Genomic DNA, 17,759 nt, shown 5'->3' with positions numbered 1-17,759 from the left:
ACGACGTGAGCCGTGGTCAACCTCAGCGAGAGGGAACAGTCATCGATGGTGGGATCCGGGACCAAGCCTTGGGCTCAGGCTCACTACTCGCGGAGCAGGAGACCGCCGGACGATGCGGCATGCCGATCTGGCGCTGTATTCGAACGCACGTCGCCGCCGTGCTTGCAGTCGCCCAGCAAGAGCAGGCGCCAGCCCAGGTGGGACGGCACGGCGGTGGCTGCGAATTGACTGAAACCGGTCGGTCCCCTCCCCGTCTGCGTCTCAGGCGAGGAGGGGAATGCGCCACGGTTTTCACTCGGCCACTGACATTTGGAGAGCCGGAGTCGGCCGCGTTCTTCTGTTGCGTCCCGTCAGCGCCATCGCAAAAGCGGCCGCGCCAGCGCACAGTGAAGCGCCTCCGGTCAGTAGGAAGAGATGCGGGACGCTTGTGCCGGCGTCAACGGCGATCCCGCCGAGCACGGGGCCGACGATCCCTCCCGCCCGGCCGATCCCCATGGCCCATCCGACCCCAGTGGCTCGCAGGGACGTCTCGTAGAAGTTCGCGCAGAGCGCCACGGTGCACATTTGGGCACCGATGCTGAGGAAGCCAGCTATGAACGCCGTCACCAAAAGCGCAGTACTCGATTGGCCGGACAGGCCGATGGCTGCGATGGCCACGGCCCCTAGAAGGAAGGCTGTTCCGGTGATCTTGGTGGGAGCGCGCCGGTCAGCCAGGCGCCCGATCAGGAGCTGCCCCGCGATTGCTCCGAGGTTCAGTGCAGCCACGGCTAGAACCGCACCTGTCGACCCGACGCCAACATCCCGGGCCACGAGGGGAATCCAGTTGAGTAGCAGGTAACTCAGCAACAAGCTCATAAAGAGCGTCACCCAGAGGAGCAGGGTCCCAGCGCACCTTCCCTCGGTGAACAGTCTCGCCACAGGCGAGCGGTTGGGGGACGGTTCCGGAAGGATTGCATCTGCTGGCACAGAGTGGCCCATGCGGTTCAGAATCCTGGCCAGCCCCTCGTGGTCGCGTGACAGGGTGAGAAAACGTGCGGATTCCGGGAGCTGCAGGAAGAGGACGGGAAGCAGCGCCAAGGGCGCAATACCCCCGACGAGGAAGACACTCTGCCAGCCGTACGCGGGGATGAGCTTTGTGCAGACGACGCCGCCGATCACCGCGCCCAGAGGGAATCCGCAGAACATGAGGCCCACTACCGTTGCCCGCATCCGGCGCGGTGTGTACTCAGAGGTCAGTGAGATGACCCCGGGAAGGGCGCCTCCAAGGCCGATGCCGGTCAAAAATCGGAATGCCGCCAGGCTAGCGAGCGAGTCGGCGAGCGGGGTGGCGATCGAGAAGAAGGAGAACACCACGATTGCAGTGAGCAGGTTGGGGCGGCGTCCGTACTTGTCGCTGAGGCGGCCGAAGATGAGGGCGCCGACGAGGCCGCCGAACAGGCCGATACCGAAGACGAATCCGAAATCGGAGCTGCTGATGCCCCAGTCGGATGCGACGTCCGGCGCCACTAGGGCTATCGCCTGAGTGTCATAGCCGTCGAATACGGCTACCAAAGAACACATGGCGATGACGGTGATTTGCAGCCTACCGATGGGGCTGGCGTCCAAGAGATCGTCGAATTTCTTTCTCTCCTGCGCAGGCATGGACTGACTCGATTCCTGAGAAGGGGACGTCTCGCCGGGGGACTCAGTGTTGGCCAACTGGCGCTGCGGGGGTGTGAGTGCTGGTTGGACAGCCGAGGCGAGGGAGGGCGAAGTCCATCCGTCTGCGTGTTGGTTGTGGCGCAAGCGGACGGCCGGAAGCTGACGGACTGAGCCCACGGAGCGAAAGACCGAGTTAGTGGGCTCTGCCGTGGAGCCGACCGTACGACCGGTCGACTGATAGCGCAAGGGATCGTTCTCGTTTAGATGGAGGCATCGTTGACGGCGATGAGTTATCCCTGGCGCCGCGTCATCAAGCCGGGGACGCGCTGCGAGCCGCGCTGGAGTGCCCGTCCCAGAGCCTGCTCTGGTGGGCTTCAGTAAGTTCTGGCGCGATCATTACGAGTGGCTCAACACGGAAACCAGCGCTGCGGTCGACAACGCCCTGGCGGCACTTTCTGACTCTGCGGTCGAAGTGGGTGCCCTCTAGCGCCCGTTGTCGGCGCCCATGGGTACATGGATCGAGGGTGGGCGAGTCGTCGGCGCAGCGCCTCCGGTGTTACATGGCAATCTAATGCTGGACAGCGATCTCCGGGAGCATTTTCCATGATCGATCACATCAAGACACCATGGCATCTTAAGTGAGGTGCCCCTGGACCCACGCACCACACATGAGCGCAAAGGGGCCAAGGCCTGCCAGTTGGAGAAGAGGAGTTCAGCGCGATGCAGGGCGTTCGCAGGAGACGTGGAGCTGAGCTTGCGTCGGCCATTGTGGGCGCAGCTTGGGAGATCCTCATCGAGGGCGGGTACGAGCAGCTCACGATGGACTCGGTTGCGGTCTGGGCCAGGACGAGCAAACCGGTTTTGTACCGGCGCTGGCACAGCCGAGCGGAATTGCTGTTGACCGCTCTCATCGACAGAATCCTCCCTCCGAAGTTTCCAGATGAGGACCACGGGGACCTTCGAGTTGACCTCATCGCCCTGCGGGGGTCGCTCGCTGATCGCTTCGCAGGATTTCCCCGAAGGTGGCCCATAGACTTCACGAGGCAATGGTGAGCGACGCGGAACTGACACGGCTCATCTATTCACGAGTGGGACGTACCTCTGTCGCTGGGCATCTCCGGCGCCAACATGCACGACAGCCTCGGCCTGAAGCCACTGGTACGGGGAATCCCACCGATCCGCGCCCGGCGCGGCCCACGCCGTCGGCGACCGGCCAAGCTCCACGCCGGCAAGGGTTACGACTACGACCACCTGCGCAGATGGCTACGTAAGCGAGGCATCTGCCACCGCATCGCACGCAAAGGCATCGAGTCCTCACAGCGGCTGGGCCGTCACCGCTGGGTCGTCGAGAGGACCGTGTCCTGGCTCGTCGGATGCCGACGCCTGCACCGCCGCTACGAACGCAAGGCCGAACACTTCCTCGCCTTCGTCGGCATCACCGCAGCCCTCATCAGCTACCGCCGATTGGCCACCGCACTCAGGGCCTGCCGGCCTTCTTGCACGTCGAAGCAGACCAGCCCCATCGAATCTGCGAGGTCTGCCGCGTAGGCCGAGGCTTCCCCGGCCCTGCTCCAGCCCATCCCGAAGTACATGAGTGGACCACTTGCACTGTCCATCAACGGTCCCACCGACCAAGGCGAGGTCTCTTCCCTGTCCTCTGTGATGTCGCACCACCGCTCAAGAAGCGCCGCGACGTAGGCCGCGATGCGCTCGGACGGAGGCTCCTGGGTCTCGCTGTCGAGATAGCGGTCGTACAGGTCGTTGAAGATCCGGCTGGCGATCTTGTCATTCGCCGGCCGTTCGCCTTCCCAGACAGCCAGGTCGTAGCTCATGCCCGGAGGCTCTCACACTGAACTGACAGACATATGGGTCAGCCCCACAGCACTCGCAGCAGCCAAAGGAAACGACGTCTTGGGTGCCGCCGGCGCAGCTCGATCAGCGGGTGACGCCAGCGAAGGCTGTCGACCGGGTTGGTGGCCGTCTGGACGGCGATGTTCCCGTGGTCAGGGCTGAGCAGGCGAGGGCGACCTGTCGCCTATCGAGGGTCAGACAGGCCGGCGCGGTCTTTGTTCGGATGGTTCACCTTCGCACCGTGCCCTTTTCGGCCTGCACCGGACTGAGCAGTGCCCAGGGCACGGTCAGCACGCACCGCTGGCGCGAGCACCATCATCACCAGTTGCGCCGGATTTCGCGCTTTCTCGCCTCGGTCTTCCGCAGCTTGTGCCCTCCTGATCGGCGGGTCTGCGCACCCTCGCAGCATCAGGTGCACCTTCAGCGCTCGGAACGGACATCATCGCTGGTCCACCGCCAGCCTGCCGAACCGTCCCGGTCACAGCGCCGGTTCTTACGGCTGGCGGGCGTCGAGCATGGACCCGATCAGCAGACAGGGGCTGTCGGAGCGATTACTCCAACCGTGGTTGACTCCGCGGATAACTACTGTGTCACCCGGCCGCATGAGGACCTCCTCGGTGTCCGTGATGAGGTAGATCTCGCCTCGGACGACCGTGATGCAGTCCAATGTGTCCGTGCGGTGCATCGTCGGGTGGCGCTGCGCATCAGCCTCCGTGGGCAGGTGGGTCTGTCCGACCTGGGTGTTCAGCTCGGCGAACTGCTGGCGGTGCTGAGCGGGGTCCATGTCCGGCCACAGCTCGAGGGCGCGTACGAGCATGCCCCCGGGAGCGGGCTCGCGCTGGGGGCCTACGAGGGAACGGTCGCCCTCGATGGTGTTGTTCACCGGCATTTCCTCGGTCGCCCACAGAGTGGATCGCCAGAAAAAGCCGTCCTTGGTCTGGATGTTGGTGGGCTCGGTCTCCAGGATCGTGGAACGCCCTCCGGCGTCGGGGCCCAGGACGTACCTCTTGATGTCAGCCATAACTGCCTCTCGTTTCGCTACGCGCGGGTGGAATCGGCCCTCACCCGTCCTAATCAGTAGTGGTCAGGGAAGCCGCTCTCGGGGGCGGGCGGCCTCGTGTAGGCAGACTCGGCGACCGCCGAGTTGAGTGCCGTGATCGTTTTTTCGCAGACACCCCGGAAGGCCATGACGTCGATCCCCAGGCAGAAGACCCGGATGCCGTCCTCTAGGGCCTTTGCACAACTGTCGTGCGTGGGATTGAGGATGGGGCCGCCCATGAGCGCCACGTTGTGGCGTGCGGCTGCCGCGTTGACCTTGGCGTGTGCTTCCTTGATCTTGGGGCTGCTGTGCATGCGGGCACCTTCGCCCATGGCGAAGGCGAGTTCTCCGGCAGCGAAGCAGAGGACCCGCACCTGCTCGATGGCGCAGATTTCTTCGATGTTCTCGAGGGCGTCGAGGGTTTCGATCAGAGGGATGACCAGAAGATCGGCGTCGCTGTCCTGGGCATGCTGGCCGAAGGACCGCAGCGAGTAGCCGGCAGCGCGATAGGCCGGGCAGATGCCCCGGCGGCCGTCCGGCGGATAGGTCGTAGCGTCCAGGATGTGCTGGATGTCGACGGCCGAGCGGACCATTGGGACGATTAGACCGTGCGCGCCCGCTTCTAGTGCTCGGCGGGCGGCGGTGGTGTCGTCAGGCTCGGGTATGCGTACCAGAGAGATCAGGCCCACGCCGTCGGCGGTTCGGATGGTGTCTTCGAGGGCGCGTGGGTTAGTGGCGCAGTGTTCGCTGTCCAGCCACACATAGTCGAAGCCTGTTCGTCCTAGGACTTCTATCAGCGTGTGATCTCCGGTGAAGAACTGCATGCCCACGGGCACGCTGTCTTTCAACCGGCGGAGCAGGGGGTTCATGGTGCTGTCCCTTTCGCTCGCGGTTCAGCGACTGCGTGCTGCCGAGTCGGTACCGGGGTCGGCCGTCAGGCCTGTCGACTCGATGCCCTTGATAGCGCACTCCTCGTCCTTGTCGGGGAGGTGTCCGCTGACTCCGACGGCACCAACGATTTGGTCGGCGTCGAGGATGAGCACGCCGCCGGGAACGGGAACGAGGTCGCCGCCTGATAGGGCGACCAGGGAATTGATGAAGTGGGGGTGTGCGTCGGCCCGCGCCGCGAGGCTACGACTGCCTACCCCCATGTTGAGTGCTCCGCGCGCCTTGCCTACGGCGATGCGTTCGCGCAGAAGCGAGGAGTGGTCTTCTCGCGCGAAGGCGACCAGATGGCCGCCGGGTTCGAGGACGGCGACTGTCATCGGCGGGAAGTTGCGCCCTCGGGCGTGGGCCAGTGCCTGATCGACGATAGTGCGGGCCTGTTCGTAGGCGATCACTGCCTCATCCTCCTTGGGTAATGGCGCCGAGTCCGCCGGCCGGTTCGGTGTAGAGGCGCAGCATCGTGCCGTCGGGATCGTGGAAGCTGAGCGCATGTCCGATGCGGGCCTTCACCACCGGGCTGTGGGAGACGTTGCACGCGCGCAGATGGGTTTCCCAGTGATCAAGTTGTGTGCTGTCCGCAACAGCGAAGGTGACGGGGTCGAACTCGGTTGCTGTGCCCGCTGCTTCAGGCGCGAGGCGGAGTTGGATTGGGATGGTGAGGCCGGGCAGGAAGAGAACTACCGAGTAACGGAAACCTCGGTCGTCGTGGTGGTCCAGCTCGGGCAAGCGTTCTGCGCCAAGGACTCGTGTGTACCAATCGGTGCTGACTTCCAAATCGGTCACCGGCAAGGTGACGTGGTGGAGTCCGGAGACTAGAGGAGGTGACAGCATCAGCCCTCCAAGAGATAACGAACGTTCTCGTTTGGCCCTTAGGGTAAGCCGCGAAGGATGCTTAACACAAGAGATCGTTCTCGTTAACCGAGTCGATTTCACCGTCAGGGCGCCGACACCCGCACATCACCCCCAGAGGCAAAACGCGCTGGGTCGGACTACGCGCCACACCTGGAGCCAGTGACGCCGGGAAAAGTTCCGAGCCACCCTCGCAGGCTGACCGGAGCACCAAGAGAGCGCCCTCCCGTGAGGGAACGCCCACATAGTGGCCAAACAGCTTTCCATGCGCAAGAGATCGTTCTCGTATGATGAGTGGCATGCCCCGCCTCAGCGAAGAAACACGAGCCAAGCGCCGCCACCACATCCTGACCAGCGCCTGGAGCTGCTTCTCACGGGACGGCTTCCACGCCACCTCGATGGATGACGTCATCGCTGCCTCAGGCATGTCCGCCGCTGCGGTCTACCGCTACTTCCGCAGCAAGGACGAACTCATAGACGCCACCGCCGAGGTGGGCATCGGACTGGTCCGCGACATCTTCGTGCACATCCTGGATCTTGATCCCGCACCCGGCCCCGCGGAGACACTCACCCTCATCGTTGGCGAGCTCAGGGAGCGCACGAGGCACCCGGACTATGACCTGTCCAAACTGGCGCTGCAGACGTGGACGGAGACCCTCCGTCGCCCGGCCCTGAACGAGCGCACACGCACCTTGTACGACGAATCCCGCGGACGTCTGACCGAATTGGCAACCCGATGGCAGGCTGCGGGGCAGCTTTCTGCCGGCGCGGACCCCTCAAGTGTGGCGCCGGTCTTCGCCGCGTTGATGCACGGGCTCATCGTCTGCCATCACGTGGCGGCCGACGTAGAGTCCGAAGAGCTCCTGAGCGGCCTGCAGGCACTCGGGACCGCACTGGATGCCCGATGACGAGGGACGGCTGATGGCTGCCCGGGGTAAGCAGCCATCAGCCTGCTTGTGGCCCCCGCTCATGTGTGGAACCGCTGAAGGTGGCCCAGGGAAGCGCTTCTAGCAACGAAGCTGATGAATGATGTCGGTAAGCTGCCTGACCCTGAAAGGCACTGCCCTCAGAGTGTTGCCAATGAAGGTCATACCTGGACTATCCCCCCTGTAACGCGGCCACACAGACCCATAAGACATGGTCGGCGTACCGGTGCGGGCGAACGCTACCCAGGCATTCTGCATCGCGCTTGAGAGTGCAGCGTCGGTGTCATCGTAATCCTGTCGGGGGTGAAGATTCCCGAAGATGTAACGGATTTCGGCAGTGTGCTTGGCCAGGTGACCCGTTTCCCGGTTCCTAGGCGAGACACGGCCGAACTGGTAGTAGTACTGCACCCTGCCGCACGCGGCGAATAATTGCAGCGTCGCGAGAGCCGGTTCTGTGAAGATGGCGGTAGTGAACAGTTCGTCAAGTGCCTCGTACGTGGATGCTCCCGACTGGGCGAGGACTTCGAGGACATCCCCAGCGCGGGGGCCGGCGAGCACTTTGGCCATCTTCTCGAGGACGTCCGGTGTAACCGGTGCCGCGGGCGGGAGGAAGTACCTGGCCTCATTGGTGACCACGCCCAGCATGACGGGCACGTCAGTCGGCCATCCGACGAAGTCGTTCCCGCTGGCCAGTTCGCGGTTGTCGTAGAGCGGTGTCCAGACCAAGTTGGCTGGCGTATGCACCTCGCCAGGCCGCGGGCGAATCCCCGCCAGCGCCTCGGAGAGGGCCAGCACGTCCTCGGTGGATGCTTTGCGCGCAGCCTCGGCGTCGCCACCTAGCCGAGCAAACATCTCCCTGGTGGCTGCCCATGTAGGTTCGGAGCCGGCTGCTGTCGGCTGGCTGGCCGCCGGTTCGAATCCGGCACTTTGCAGGATCGCCCGATGAAAGAGCCCCCTGGCGCGGTAGGCCGACAGGAGGGCGCGTACCGAGGCCGCTCCAGCGGACTGGCCGAAAACAGTGACGTTGCCAGGATCACCGCCGAAGGCTGCGATGTTCTCCTGCACCCACTTCAGTGCCGCAATCTGGTCGAGCACGCCGAAGTTGGCACCGATGGCGGGGTGAGCCGCGTATCCGAAGGCGCCGAGCCGATAGTTCAGCGTGACAACGGTGACGCCCAGTGCAGATAGAGAGGCGCCGTCGAACGCATCCTCGGATCCGGCCCCGCCGATAAAGCCGCCGCCGTGGATCCACACCATGACCGGCTGACGTGCACCAGGATCAAGGGCCTGGGTCCAGACGTTGAGATACAGGCAGTCTTCGCTCTGCTCTCTCACGCGCAGATCGAAGCTCGCTCCTCGAGTCTGCGGACAGGCGGGGCCGAAGTAGCTCGCGTCGCGCACACCTTCCCAGCGCTGCGCGGGAGCCGGTGGCCGCCAACGCAGGTCCCGGATGGGGGGCGCAGCGTAGGGCAGCCGCAGGAAGCGTCGGGTTCCCTGCTCACAGGTTCCCTCAGCAACGCCTTGCCTGAGACTGACCCGTGGACGCACGCACTTCCACCTCTTCCGTGTTGAGGTCCAAGCTCACTGCCCAGACGATGCATGCGAGCGCCCGAGCGGCCCCTGGTCGCGTAGATGCCTCCTGACGAACCTCGCGATCTCTCGCGACTAAGACGTCCCCGACCAGAGGGCTTCTGGGGTGACGCTAGTCCCCTCCCACCCGATAGCGCAACTAATCGTTCTCGTTTGAGACGAGGCCACACCGTCAGACCAAGCGGGCCCCCTCCGGGACTCCCGGCGCATCGCTCGCCGCCCGCTCGAGAGCGGGCGCGGATGCAGCGTCCACTTCCGGAGGGTACTGCGGTTTCCTAACAACAAGATACCGTAGTTCCCTAGAGGAAGCGAGCTCATGAACGAAGACAGCGCGGTCGTCATCGTCGGTGCCTGGCCCGTGGGACTGGAACTCGCGGCAGAGCTGGAGATCGCGGGGGTCCATGCCGTCGTCCTCGCTTAACTGGCAGAACCCGATCCGCTCAACACACAGCGAGGGCGGCTGTAACACGGCGGCGTTCATCATGGTTGGGTCCGCGTGCGCGTCACCGAAGCAGTGGGCGTGGAAGACGCCGCCGACAACCCACGCTCACCGAGACTGAGGCGCATGACGCCATTCACCACCTCACCGGTACCTCCCCAGTGAGACCGTTGAAGAGGCCGTGTTCCAAGCATGCAGTATTCGAGGTCAGGTGATGGATAGGCCCTGTAGCCCTCTTTGATCCCCGGGCGCAAATCGTTGGTGGGAAGGCCCGCTGGGGTACAGAGCTGCTAGGCCAAGACGTCAATGCGCCCTGCACACGCGTTCAGGATGGCGCGGAGGTCATCACGCGCCGGGCCGGCGGTATCGAAGTCGGCCGCTTCGATCTCAAGCAGAACCTTCCCCTCCAGAACGGCTACCGCATCAGCAGCGAGGAAGGGCAGCCCGAACAGGCGATAACCGCTGTCTAGAGTGGTACAAAGATCAAGTTTGAGGACGTCCCAACTGCGCCGGGCCGCCATCCGCTTGTCGGCGTGCTTGTCGCCCGTCGCCTGCCCAGTGCGCGGTCTCGGAAGCCAGTTTCTAAGCTTGCCCGTCGCCCGGTCACGACGTTTCACATCGTCGAGCTCGTCCATGGCTCGAAGCAGATTCTGCACGTCGATGTGGGTCTGCGTGCACAGCTTGCGCACCCGCGCGAAAGTCTTGTGTGTGACTACGGCCATGGCAGCCATGAGGGTCAGGGCAGTAGAGATCAGCGGTGCGGGATAGGTGACTGCAAACCGTTCACTCAGAAACGCAGCGACGGCGCCGATGCCAGCTGCGTTCGCGACGGTCCGGAAAATGGCGGCCCTCCGAATGCGGCTGGGGAGCCGTTGCAGGACAAAGTCCCTCGGCTCGGCCCAGCGTACGGCCAAGGGAATAACGAAGTAGACCAAGCCCAGCGATGTGGCGGCACCGCGGTAGTCAATCGGCTGGGCCGTTCCCCAGATGACCTTGCCCGCAGCGACAACAGCTTGCGCAAGGAAGACGAGCATGAAGCCGACCAACAAGGCTACCTTCTGGTTGCCCTCACGAAGCGGATCCTCATCTAGGAACCGTTTCCAGGCTGGCATCCCGCCGACCGCTACCACCCAGCCGCCAAGGAAGAGGGCCATCCCGAGGCGCTGCTGGGAGCTCTCGTAAAGGACGTTGCCGTAAACGATGGCCGAAAAACCGAGGGGAGCCCAAGCGAGTTTCCGGTGGGCACGCATACGGCCGACGCTTCGCTGCCAAAGTGTCATAGACCCAACTGTGCGAGCGCGCACTGGGCACCGAGCACGATTTGAGGCAGACCAGAGGATTTACATGCAGCACCACAGCCAGGTGCAAAATGTCATGTCTGGACTGGTTGAGGCGGTATTCCATCGCTGCACTATTCACGGTCCCTTTCAAGTTCTCTCCGGACCCGTTTTGTCGTTTGTGCAGGCAGCGAGGTAGTCCGTCCAGCTGTCCCGCGCGTACCGCGCCTACCTGTGGGCGCTGGTTGCGCTGAGGCCGAAGAGGTCACTGATCACGATGGGAGGAAGGGCGGCCACGGCTTCGAGCATGGCGGTGTTGCGGGCGCTGATGACTTCCAGGCCGTGCTTCCGGAGCTTGTTCACGATCCTCTGCGCCGCGATCGGACGGTGGGCGGGCACGCCCGGAAGCACGTAGACAGGGCGTCCTGTGGCGGCCGGAGCATTGAGCGGACCTCGGTCGTGCGATCTGTTCCTCGATGAGCAGTGCCAGTTTGGGCCGCAGGAGGACGGGATTGCGTTCGATGGTGAGGTAGGCGTCGTCCCTAGTGCGTTCGAACCTGTCAGTGGTCAGTTCGACCCAGGCGGACGACGGGCAGGGCGTAGAGCCCGATCAAAGCGCCCGCGATGCCGAAGGGCGAGGGGGAGTTGGTCGTCGTCCAGGCAGCGTTTCAGTTGTTCGTTCAGCGCAGTTTCGGTGATGAACTGGGTTGGGAGACTGGTTCGCTCTGCCGTTAGGTCATCGTGCTGTTGAGTCGTCGGGCCTTGGCCCATCGGATGGAGGCTCCGATCGACCTTCGGCGTGTGGCATGAGTGGTGAGCCAGACGTCCAGGTCCTCCTGGCCGGCTTGCGGCCAGGTCGAGCTGCTTCTCATCGAGCCAGTTCAGGAAGTCGATCGCGGCGCGGATGTCCCTGCGATCGCTGGTGGCGGCGTTGGTGGTGTACCGGCCGCGGGACGACCGGCGTCGTGCGTCGCGGATGATGTGCCACTCCGCGAAGGGACGGATGATCTTCATCTGAGGCTGCGGAAGTCGTGCCAGGACATCGGCAGACCACAGTTCCAGACGGGCGAGGTTCGCGTTTCGCTCCGGCAGGACGCCGGTCGCCACCAAGAGCTTCCGGAAGTGATGGGTCGAGTTGTAGTCCTGGGACAGGGCGTCCAGAGAGGCGTGGGTGATCTCCGTGTCCCGAGACACGAGCCCGGTGAGGACCTTCGGGCCGGAACTGGTCCGAAGCCACGTCAGCACGGACCGCGGGTGGTCGGCCAAGGCGAGCGCGTCCGCCAGCGGACGGAGTGCCCGCGGGACGGGGCCAGCCGTCCCCTTGCGTGAAGAGTTGGCGCACGCGGTCACCGACCGCGCATCGGGTGCAGAGTCCGGCGTCATAGATGCCGCCGGGAAAGCCGCAGCGGCTGCAGGTGTAGGTGATGTCCGTGCCGCAGCAGGGCCCGCAGAGATCGCCTCCGCCGTCAGCGCAGCCAATCAGGATCTAGGCGGTCTGGCATCTCGAGCAAGACGCGGGGTTCCGACGGCGCCCACCCCGGAGCGGCACCGCTCGTCTTTCTCCCCCGGCGAACCACCACCGCCAACCATGCACGAGCTCGTGAGCCATGCGTAATGTCAAAGCCTCTTACCCATCGCTCTCGTGGGCCCTGTGCGGCCAAGCGGGTGGAGCCCCAGCCGTCATGAGTCCCCGCCTGCGGCGCTCTTGTCTACACCGCCCCTCCTGCCCACCCGGAGGGCTTTCACGATCTTTCTTTGTGTGTCTCGCAGGCGCTCCCCGAGCGTTGTCCGGACGGGAAGCGGTGGCGGGGCGCCGGCACCATCGACGTGACATGCGAAACCGCCCTGGAAACCCTTCATCCAGACGCCGCTCGGTCGACGGCTGACCGGAAAAGACTGTCCGGAGTGCGTGATATGCGCCTCGTGAAAACCTTCGAAATCTGTCCCGCTGTGCGGGGGCTTGACCTGAACCCAGGCCGACCAGGTCCCGTCGCCGTTGACTCGCACTGTTGCATCGGCCGGGAGGCGCCTCTGTTCGGGCAGCGACAGAACAAGCGCGACGTCCTCTAACCGGAAAGTCTGCTTCATATTGCATACGGTATGCGGTGCAGGGGGTGCCAGGTAGGCCGGATCCGGGCAGACGACGGCCCGCCACACGCGTGAGTGCTTCGGCCAGCACATTGGACAGTGACCTGACGTGTTCCTGGTCAAGCCCTCGACTGAGCTACCCAGCAACCCGCTGAATTTGACAGAGAAGCGGCAGGAAGCCGTGCCGCAGGTCCTCCGAGGGATGCCGGTGCGATTGTCTAGAGGATCGCGTTGACGATCTCCCGCACCTTACGCCCCGGGCAGCGTGCCGGGGCCTGTCCGTCTCGCCCGCCAAGCGGTGAAGACCGGTTCATCAAGGCCCTGCGGGCGACCGGCACGTCGCTGCGTCACGAGCGTCGAAGACCCACCTCTCGTTCAACGATCACCAACACTGGCAGTCGCAAGATCAACCCAGTCGTCAACTGCCAGGATTGGATGCCATCTCGCACCTGCGGCCGACCGCTCCTGGGCCGCTCCCAACTCGCGTACGAATCTGCCTGTGCGCCGACCTCCGCCAGATCCCCCAGGTTCGCTGGGGGAAGCTATCCGGAAAGCAACGAAGGCGGCTCAGTCACCACCTGGGAAGCGGCGGAGCCAACCTGACTCAAAAGTTACTGGCTCAGTTCATGCTGCGCCGGCGCCCTGAGCTCGGCAGTGCGGTTATCCCGAGGTTTGTCACCCCCGGCCAGATCCGCGAGAACCTTGATGTCTTCGGCTCCACGCCGTCGGAGAACGAGAGGGCTTCCATAGCAGCGCTCGAGCACAGCCTGCCGACTGGCCCGGGCCCCGCCGCCCAGAAGTGATCGAGTCGAGCAGATCTGGCACTTTCGCTGGATCCGGGCGGCCGGGCACGTCCCTCCGCCACGCCCGCTTGGCAGTATGCCCTCTGCCCTGCTCACGCCGTCGGCGGCCTCCACCGCACTTACGGTCACCGGGGTCGTAGATGCCGGTGCGGGGAGTCGCTCCCCGTATCAGCGTTCAAGCGAAGCGGAGCAGGTGAGCGGGGTTGCGGGGCGCTTGTGTGCTCGCCGAGAGCACACAAGCGCCGCCGACTGCCTTCATTCTTGAGCACTGTGTGGTCGCCCGCCACGCGGTCAGCGACCCAGCGTCCCTGCCGGGCACTGCCGTCCCAGGAGGTGTTCAGGAGCGCAGAACGCGGAGCCGTTCTTGCAGCGCCTACTGGGGCGCGACTGGGTTACCGTCAAATCGTGTCCCTGGGGGCAGAGACTCACCACGCATCACGAGGGAATTCGCCCCGACCGATGTGGCGGGTCCCACGATGGTGTCAAACAGAGCGACCGCGTGGATTCCCAATGTTGCGCCAACATCGAGGACGACGGGGCCGAGGCGCAAGACACGGTCGTGGAAGAGGTGCGTCTGCACTACGCAGCCTCGGTTGACCACTGCTCCATCGCCGAGGGTGACGAGGTCGGGTTCGGGGAGCCACCGGGTCTCACACCACACGCCGCGTCCGATGTGGGCTCCGAAAGCGCGCAACACTGCGTTGAACATCGGGGTGCCAATGGCGACGGTGCCGATGGAGCGGACGACGAGCTCTTCGTAATAGACGTCGGTGAGTTCATTGCGCCAAACGAAGGCGCTCCACAGCGGGTGCTCGCCCTCCTTCACCTTGCCCATGAGTAGCCACTTTGCGGCAACGGCGACAGCCGTGCTGCACAGTGCTGCCGCGATCAGCAAGAGGCCCGAGGCAGCCATTGCCGTGCTGATGCCCACGCTTTCGACCAGGGTGCGCAGGCTGACGAATACGGCGCAGGAGAGTCCGGTCTGGATGAGCAGCGGTACACACCGGGTAAGTTCGACTGCCGCTCGCGCGGCGACGGTACGCCGGGCGGGTTCAAAGGTACGGGCCACGTCTGAGGTTTCGGGCCGGCGCGGCAATGGGAAGGCGGGCTTCCCCAGCCAGGAAGAGCCCGGGATGCCGTTGCGAGGTGCCTCGGACAAGACGCCGATCAAGGAGTCCTCACGAACTTGATGTCCGCCGGGCACCTCTGCGGAGTTACCCACGAAGGAGCGGTCCCCAACGGTGGCACAGTCGACGTGGACCCACCCTCGGCGGAGCCTATACGAGGCGAGCAGGCCGTCATCGGCGAGGAATCCCTGAGCGCCGACCGAAAGCATCGACGGCAGTCCGACGACGGTGGACACCTCGGTGCGGACTCCCACCGTTGCGCCGAGCAGGCGCAGCCAGGCGCCGGTGAGCAGACTGGAGTAGAGAGGGAAAAGGCCGTCTCGGGCCGTAACCATTGCGGACTGGATGAACCAGGCGCTCCAGCCGGCGGCGCTGTGGACCGGATGGGTACCTTCTCGCAGCCAGTGCGCTGCGCATCGCACAACACCAGCGGTGAGCCCTGCGGAGAGGATGAAGGAAGTGATCGCCAGGATCGGGACCAGCCACAACCAGGAAGTCTGGGCACCGGGGAACGCAGTCATGGCAAATACGACGAGCAGTACGGGTTGCAGCGAGAGGAACCCAGAGAGCGCCGGGGTCAACGCGTAGGCCATAGCCCAGCCGCGGCTGCGCGGCGCGGGCCGTGTGGGTCCCTGCAACGCATCCGCCTCGCGTGCAAGCGGGGAGCCGTGCCAGGACTGACCTGCAGGTACCGTGCCCTGGACGCAACTGCCGCTCCCGACGCGCGCATCGGGTCCGACCACACAATTGGGCATGAGGGTGGAACGTGCGCCCACGGATGCCCCAGCGGCAACAGTGACTCTGCCGACCAGCAGCCGAGATCCGTCGACCCACCAGCCCGCCAGGTCGACCTCCGGTTCAACCGCACATCCCCTGCCGAACGTACCCAGCCCAGTGACAGGGGGCAGCGCGTTGAGGTCAAGAGGACTTTCGAGGTCGTTGCCAAGGAGTCGTGCATACAGCAGGTTCCAGCAGGTTCCGGGCAGGCCCGCCACACCGATGACACTGACGAGCCGCTCGGCCGTCCATAGCCTCAGGTGATTCCATCCGCCTTTGCGATATGTTCCGGGGCTCAGTCCGGCAGTCAGCACGCGCGCAGAGGTTGCGGCGAGCAGCATCCGCCCCGGCGTGAGCGTCAGCAGGCATCCGGCGACTGCGAGGACGATCCAGGTTTGGGCGGTTGTTGAGGCACGGCCAGTGGCCTCGTCGTAGACGGAAATGGCGAATACCACCGTCAGAACCCAGCGTAAGGCCTGGATCCACAAGAGAGCGAGGGAAACTACGGCCTGCGCGGCGCCGAAGCGCCGAGGCATCGGCACAGCCCGGTCGTTGGGTTCCACGCCGGCGCCACCGTCGGACGGCACGGCGTCCGCCTGTCGGCACGATGCCTCCGGCGGGGCGGTCAGACGCTGGGACAGTTCGCCGAGGGTAGGGGCCTCGTAGAGGTCAGTGACCGCCGCATGCGGGTAGCGCTCGCGCAGCCGGGCGACCAGGCGGGTCGCGGCAAGACTGGTGCCCCCCGACAGAAAGAAGTGGGTGTCGCGCTCAGGCACTGTGCCGAGGACGTCTTGCCATTGCTCCCCGACCCACTGCTCGGCTCCCGTGAGAGCGTTCCCATCAGGGACTACCGGCTGTGATGGCAAAGGCCATGGAAGTGCCCGGCGGTCCGTTTTCCCGGCCGCGTTGAGAGGAAAAGCATCGAGGACGGCCAACGTCGGCATCAGTCCATGCGGGAGTCGCTTTGCTAATTCCGCGCGCGCGGCCTCGTACGGGAATTCCGCCCGCGTGGTGCTTTGGTCGAGAAGCAAGTAGCCGATCAGCAGCATGCCGTCGCGCACGGTCGCAGCCGCCGCCCGTACTCCGGGCAGAGCCATCAACGCGGACTCGACCTCGGCAAGTTCGATCCGGCGTCCGCCGATCTTCACCTGGCCGTCAGCGCGGCCGAGAAAAATGGGGCCGTCAGGCTCAGCGCGTACTAGGTCGCCGCTCCGGTAGCAGCGTTCCCAACCGAGTTCGGGGCTTGGCCGGTATGCGACGGCGTCCTTTTCTGCGTCCAGGTACCGGGCGAGGCCCACTCCGCCGATTACAAGTTCGCCGCTCTCGCCCCAGGCAACCGGGTTCCCGTCGGGGTCGACTACCGCGATCTGCCAGCCGGGCAGCGGGACACCGATGGTGACGGGGTGGCCGGCGCGCAGTCGTACCGCAGTTGAGACGACAGTCGCTTCCGTCGGACCATAGGTGTTCCATACTTCCCGTACACCGTCGTCGAAGCGTTCCACTAATTCGGGTGAGCATGCCTCACCGCCGACGATGAGCAGCCGCACCCTATGCAACGTGCTGTCTGGCAAGAGCGCCGCGAGGGTAGGGACGGTGGAGACCACGGTGATCCGCCGTTCCACGATCCAGTCCCCGAGATCCGGTCCTGACCGCACTACTGCTCGTGGGGCCGGGACCAGACAGGCACCGTGCCGCCAGGCCAACCACATCTCCTCGCACGATGCGTCGAACCCCACTGACAGTCCAGCAAGGACCCGGTCTCCCGGTCCCAGTGGGGCATGCTCCAGAAACAACTTCGCCTCCGCATCGACGAAGGCGGCGGCGGACCGGTGACTGACCGCGACGCCCTTGGGCGCGCCGGTGGAACCGGAGGTGAAGATAATCCAGGCGTCGTCACCCGGCTGTACCGGCCGCCGCGCGCGTCCGTGTGGCCGCGCTGGCCCGGGGGCGGTCCCGGTGGCGGTGAGCACCGTGCAGACCTGCGCCTGCGTGAATACCGTGGTGGCGCGTTCCTCGGACTCATCGAAATCCGCGGGGACGTAGGCGGCACCGACAGCAAGGACGGCGAGGATACCGACGTAGAGGGCGGCGGTTCCAGAAGGCAGACGAACGCCGACCCGGTCACCAGGGCCGACACCCCGCGCGCGCAGATCCTTCGCCTGTTGTTCCACCTCTCTCATGAGTTGTTCGTACGTGTAGACAGTTTCGCCGTCGTCCAGGGCACGCTCCGATGCGTGGCTATTCACTGTGTGGACGAGAACGTCAACGAGCGTGCGCGCGGGAGGGGCGGAGGGGCCACCTAACACGGCCCTATGGCTAGGGGGCGCGGTGCCGGAGGCGTCGATTTTCTCGACTGCGTGGCTCTGCATCTTCTCCTCTTCGCTTGAGGCGATGATTTGCAGTCGAA

At 64.9% G+C, this 17,759-nt stretch carries 14 protein-coding genes and 1 pseudogene; 4 read left to right on the top strand and 11 right to left on the bottom strand.

The window, feature by feature from the left end:
* Positions 1-291 precede the first annotated feature (291 nt).
* Complete coding sequence (locus ACIQJT_RS41185; protein WP_402650608.1) at positions 292-1,641, bottom strand: MFS transporter; 1,350 nt, start codon at positions 1,639-1,641, stop codon at positions 292-294.
* A gap of 720 nt (positions 1,642-2,361) precedes the next feature.
* Here ACIQJT_RS41185 and ACIQJT_RS41180 point away from each other — a divergent pair.
* On the top strand, positions 2,362-2,694 hold the full coding sequence (locus ACIQJT_RS41180; RefSeq protein WP_402650607.1) for a TetR/AcrR family transcriptional regulator: 333 nt from the start codon (positions 2,362-2,364) through the stop codon (positions 2,692-2,694).
* 18 nt (positions 2,695-2,712) lie between these two features.
* Positions 2,713-3,108 (top strand): annotated as a pseudogene (locus tag ACIQJT_RS41175) (transposase); the annotation flags it as partial.
* Here ACIQJT_RS41175 and ACIQJT_RS41170 read toward each other — a convergent pair.
* The 5 genes from ACIQJT_RS41170 to ACIQJT_RS41150 form a co-directional block, all read right to left on the bottom strand.
* Positions 3,096-3,473 carry a hypothetical protein gene (locus ACIQJT_RS41170; protein ID WP_402650606.1) on the bottom strand — a complete coding sequence of 126 codons (378 nt, stop codon included), beginning with the start codon at positions 3,471-3,473 and terminating at the stop codon, positions 3,096-3,098. The pseudogene ACIQJT_RS41175 and the gene ACIQJT_RS41170 sit on opposite strands and share 13 nt — an antisense overlap.
* A gap of 512 nt (positions 3,474-3,985) precedes the next feature.
* Positions 3,986-4,513 (bottom strand): cupin domain-containing protein, encoded by a 528-nt coding sequence (locus ACIQJT_RS41165; protein WP_402650605.1) that lies wholly within the window; start codon positions 4,511-4,513, stop codon positions 3,986-3,988.
* A gap of 53 nt (positions 4,514-4,566) precedes the next feature.
* Complete coding sequence (locus ACIQJT_RS41160) at positions 4,567-5,400, bottom strand: HpcH/HpaI aldolase/citrate lyase family protein (RefSeq protein ID WP_402650604.1); 834 nt, start codon at positions 5,398-5,400, stop codon at positions 4,567-4,569.
* Between the two features lie 24 nt (positions 5,401-5,424).
* Positions 5,425-5,871 (bottom strand): heme-binding protein, encoded by a 447-nt coding sequence (locus ACIQJT_RS41155; protein WP_402650603.1) that lies wholly within the window; start codon positions 5,869-5,871, stop codon positions 5,425-5,427.
* A 4-nt stretch (positions 5,872-5,875) separates the two neighbouring features.
* The gene (locus ACIQJT_RS41150; protein ID WP_402650602.1) at positions 5,876-6,307 is read right to left on the bottom strand and encodes a VOC family protein; all 432 of its coding nucleotides are present in this window, start codon (positions 6,305-6,307) and stop codon (positions 5,876-5,878) included.
* Between the two features lie 317 nt (positions 6,308-6,624).
* On the opposite strand from ACIQJT_RS41150, the gene ACIQJT_RS41145 reads away from it, so the two are divergent.
* Positions 6,625-7,233: a TetR/AcrR family transcriptional regulator gene (locus tag ACIQJT_RS41145; protein WP_402650601.1), complete on the top strand. Its 609-nt coding sequence runs from the start codon at positions 6,625-6,627 to the stop codon at positions 7,231-7,233.
* Between the two features lie 99 nt (positions 7,234-7,332).
* Here the strand turns inward: ACIQJT_RS41145 and ACIQJT_RS41140 are convergent, their stop codons facing one another.
* Positions 7,333-8,799 (bottom strand): carboxylesterase/lipase family protein, encoded by a 1,467-nt coding sequence (locus tag ACIQJT_RS41140; protein WP_402650600.1) that lies wholly within the window; start codon positions 8,797-8,799, stop codon positions 7,333-7,335.
* Positions 8,800-9,157: 358 nt separating this feature from the next.
* Here ACIQJT_RS41140 and ACIQJT_RS41135 point away from each other — a divergent pair, with 358 nt between their 5' ends.
* Entirely contained in the window at positions 9,158-9,262 is a 105-nt protein-coding gene (locus ACIQJT_RS41135; RefSeq protein ID WP_402650599.1) for an FAD-dependent monooxygenase, read from the top strand.
* Positions 9,263-9,570: 308 nt separating this feature from the next.
* On the opposite strand, the gene ACIQJT_RS41130 is transcribed toward ACIQJT_RS41135, so the two are convergent.
* From ACIQJT_RS41130 to ACIQJT_RS41115, 4 genes are all read right to left on the bottom strand, one after another.
* Complete coding sequence (locus ACIQJT_RS41130; RefSeq protein WP_402650598.1) at positions 9,571-10,560, bottom strand: hypothetical protein; 990 nt, start codon at positions 10,558-10,560, stop codon at positions 9,571-9,573.
* Positions 10,561-10,785: 225 nt separating this feature from the next.
* A complete protein-coding gene (locus ACIQJT_RS41125) occupies positions 10,786-10,920 on the bottom strand; it encodes a hypothetical protein (RefSeq protein ID WP_402650597.1) in 135 nt (44 codons plus the stop codon).
* 204 nt (positions 10,921-11,124) lie between these two features.
* The gene (locus ACIQJT_RS41120) at positions 11,125-11,802 is read right to left on the bottom strand and encodes a hypothetical protein (RefSeq protein WP_402650596.1); all 678 of its coding nucleotides are present in this window, start codon (positions 11,800-11,802) and stop codon (positions 11,125-11,127) included.
* Positions 11,803-13,821: 2,019 nt separating this feature from the next.
* Positions 13,822-17,721 (bottom strand): Pls/PosA family non-ribosomal peptide synthetase, encoded by a 3,900-nt coding sequence (locus tag ACIQJT_RS41115; protein WP_402650621.1) that lies wholly within the window; start codon positions 17,719-17,721, stop codon positions 13,822-13,824.
* Positions 17,722-17,759: the final 38 nt, after the last annotated feature.

The sequence above is a fragment of the Streptomyces sp. NPDC091972 genome (assembly GCF_044756385.1).
Classification (GTDB): Bacteria; Actinomycetota; Actinomycetes; order Streptomycetales; family Streptomycetaceae; genus Streptomyces.
This window is presented reverse-complemented; position numbering and strand designations above follow the sequence as displayed.

Excerpts from the sequence above, each read along its gene's own strand:
- ACIQJT_RS41185 (WP_402650608.1), bottom strand. The coding sequence starts at position 1,641 with ATGCCTGCGCAGGAGAGAAAGAAATTCGACGATCTCTTGGACGCCAGC.
- ACIQJT_RS41180 (WP_402650607.1), top strand. The coding sequence starts at position 2,362 with ATGCAGGGCGTTCGCAGGAGACGTGGAGCTGAGCTTGCGTCGGCCATT.
- ACIQJT_RS41170 (WP_402650606.1), bottom strand. The coding sequence starts at position 3,473 with ATGAGCTACGACCTGGCTGTCTGGGAAGGCGAACGGCCGGCGAATGAC.
- ACIQJT_RS41165 (WP_402650605.1), bottom strand. The coding sequence starts at position 4,513 with ATGGCTGACATCAAGAGGTACGTCCTGGGCCCCGACGCCGGAGGGCGT.
- ACIQJT_RS41160 (WP_402650604.1), bottom strand. The coding sequence starts at position 5,400 with ATGAACCCCCTGCTCCGCCGGTTGAAAGACAGCGTGCCCGTGGGCATG.
- ACIQJT_RS41150 (WP_402650602.1), bottom strand. The coding sequence starts at position 6,307 with ATGCTGTCACCTCCTCTAGTCTCCGGACTCCACCACGTCACCTTGCCG.
- ACIQJT_RS41145 (WP_402650601.1), top strand. The coding sequence starts at position 6,625 with ATGCCCCGCCTCAGCGAAGAAACACGAGCCAAGCGCCGCCACCACATC.
- ACIQJT_RS41135 (WP_402650599.1), top strand. The coding sequence starts at position 9,158 with ATGAACGAAGACAGCGCGGTCGTCATCGTCGGTGCCTGGCCCGTGGGA.
- ACIQJT_RS41130 (WP_402650598.1), bottom strand. The coding sequence starts at position 10,560 with ATGACACTTTGGCAGCGAAGCGTCGGCCGTATGCGTGCCCACCGGAAA.
- ACIQJT_RS41115 (WP_402650621.1), bottom strand. The coding sequence starts at position 17,721 with ATGCAGAGCCACGCAGTCGAGAAAATCGACGCCTCCGGCACCGCGCCC.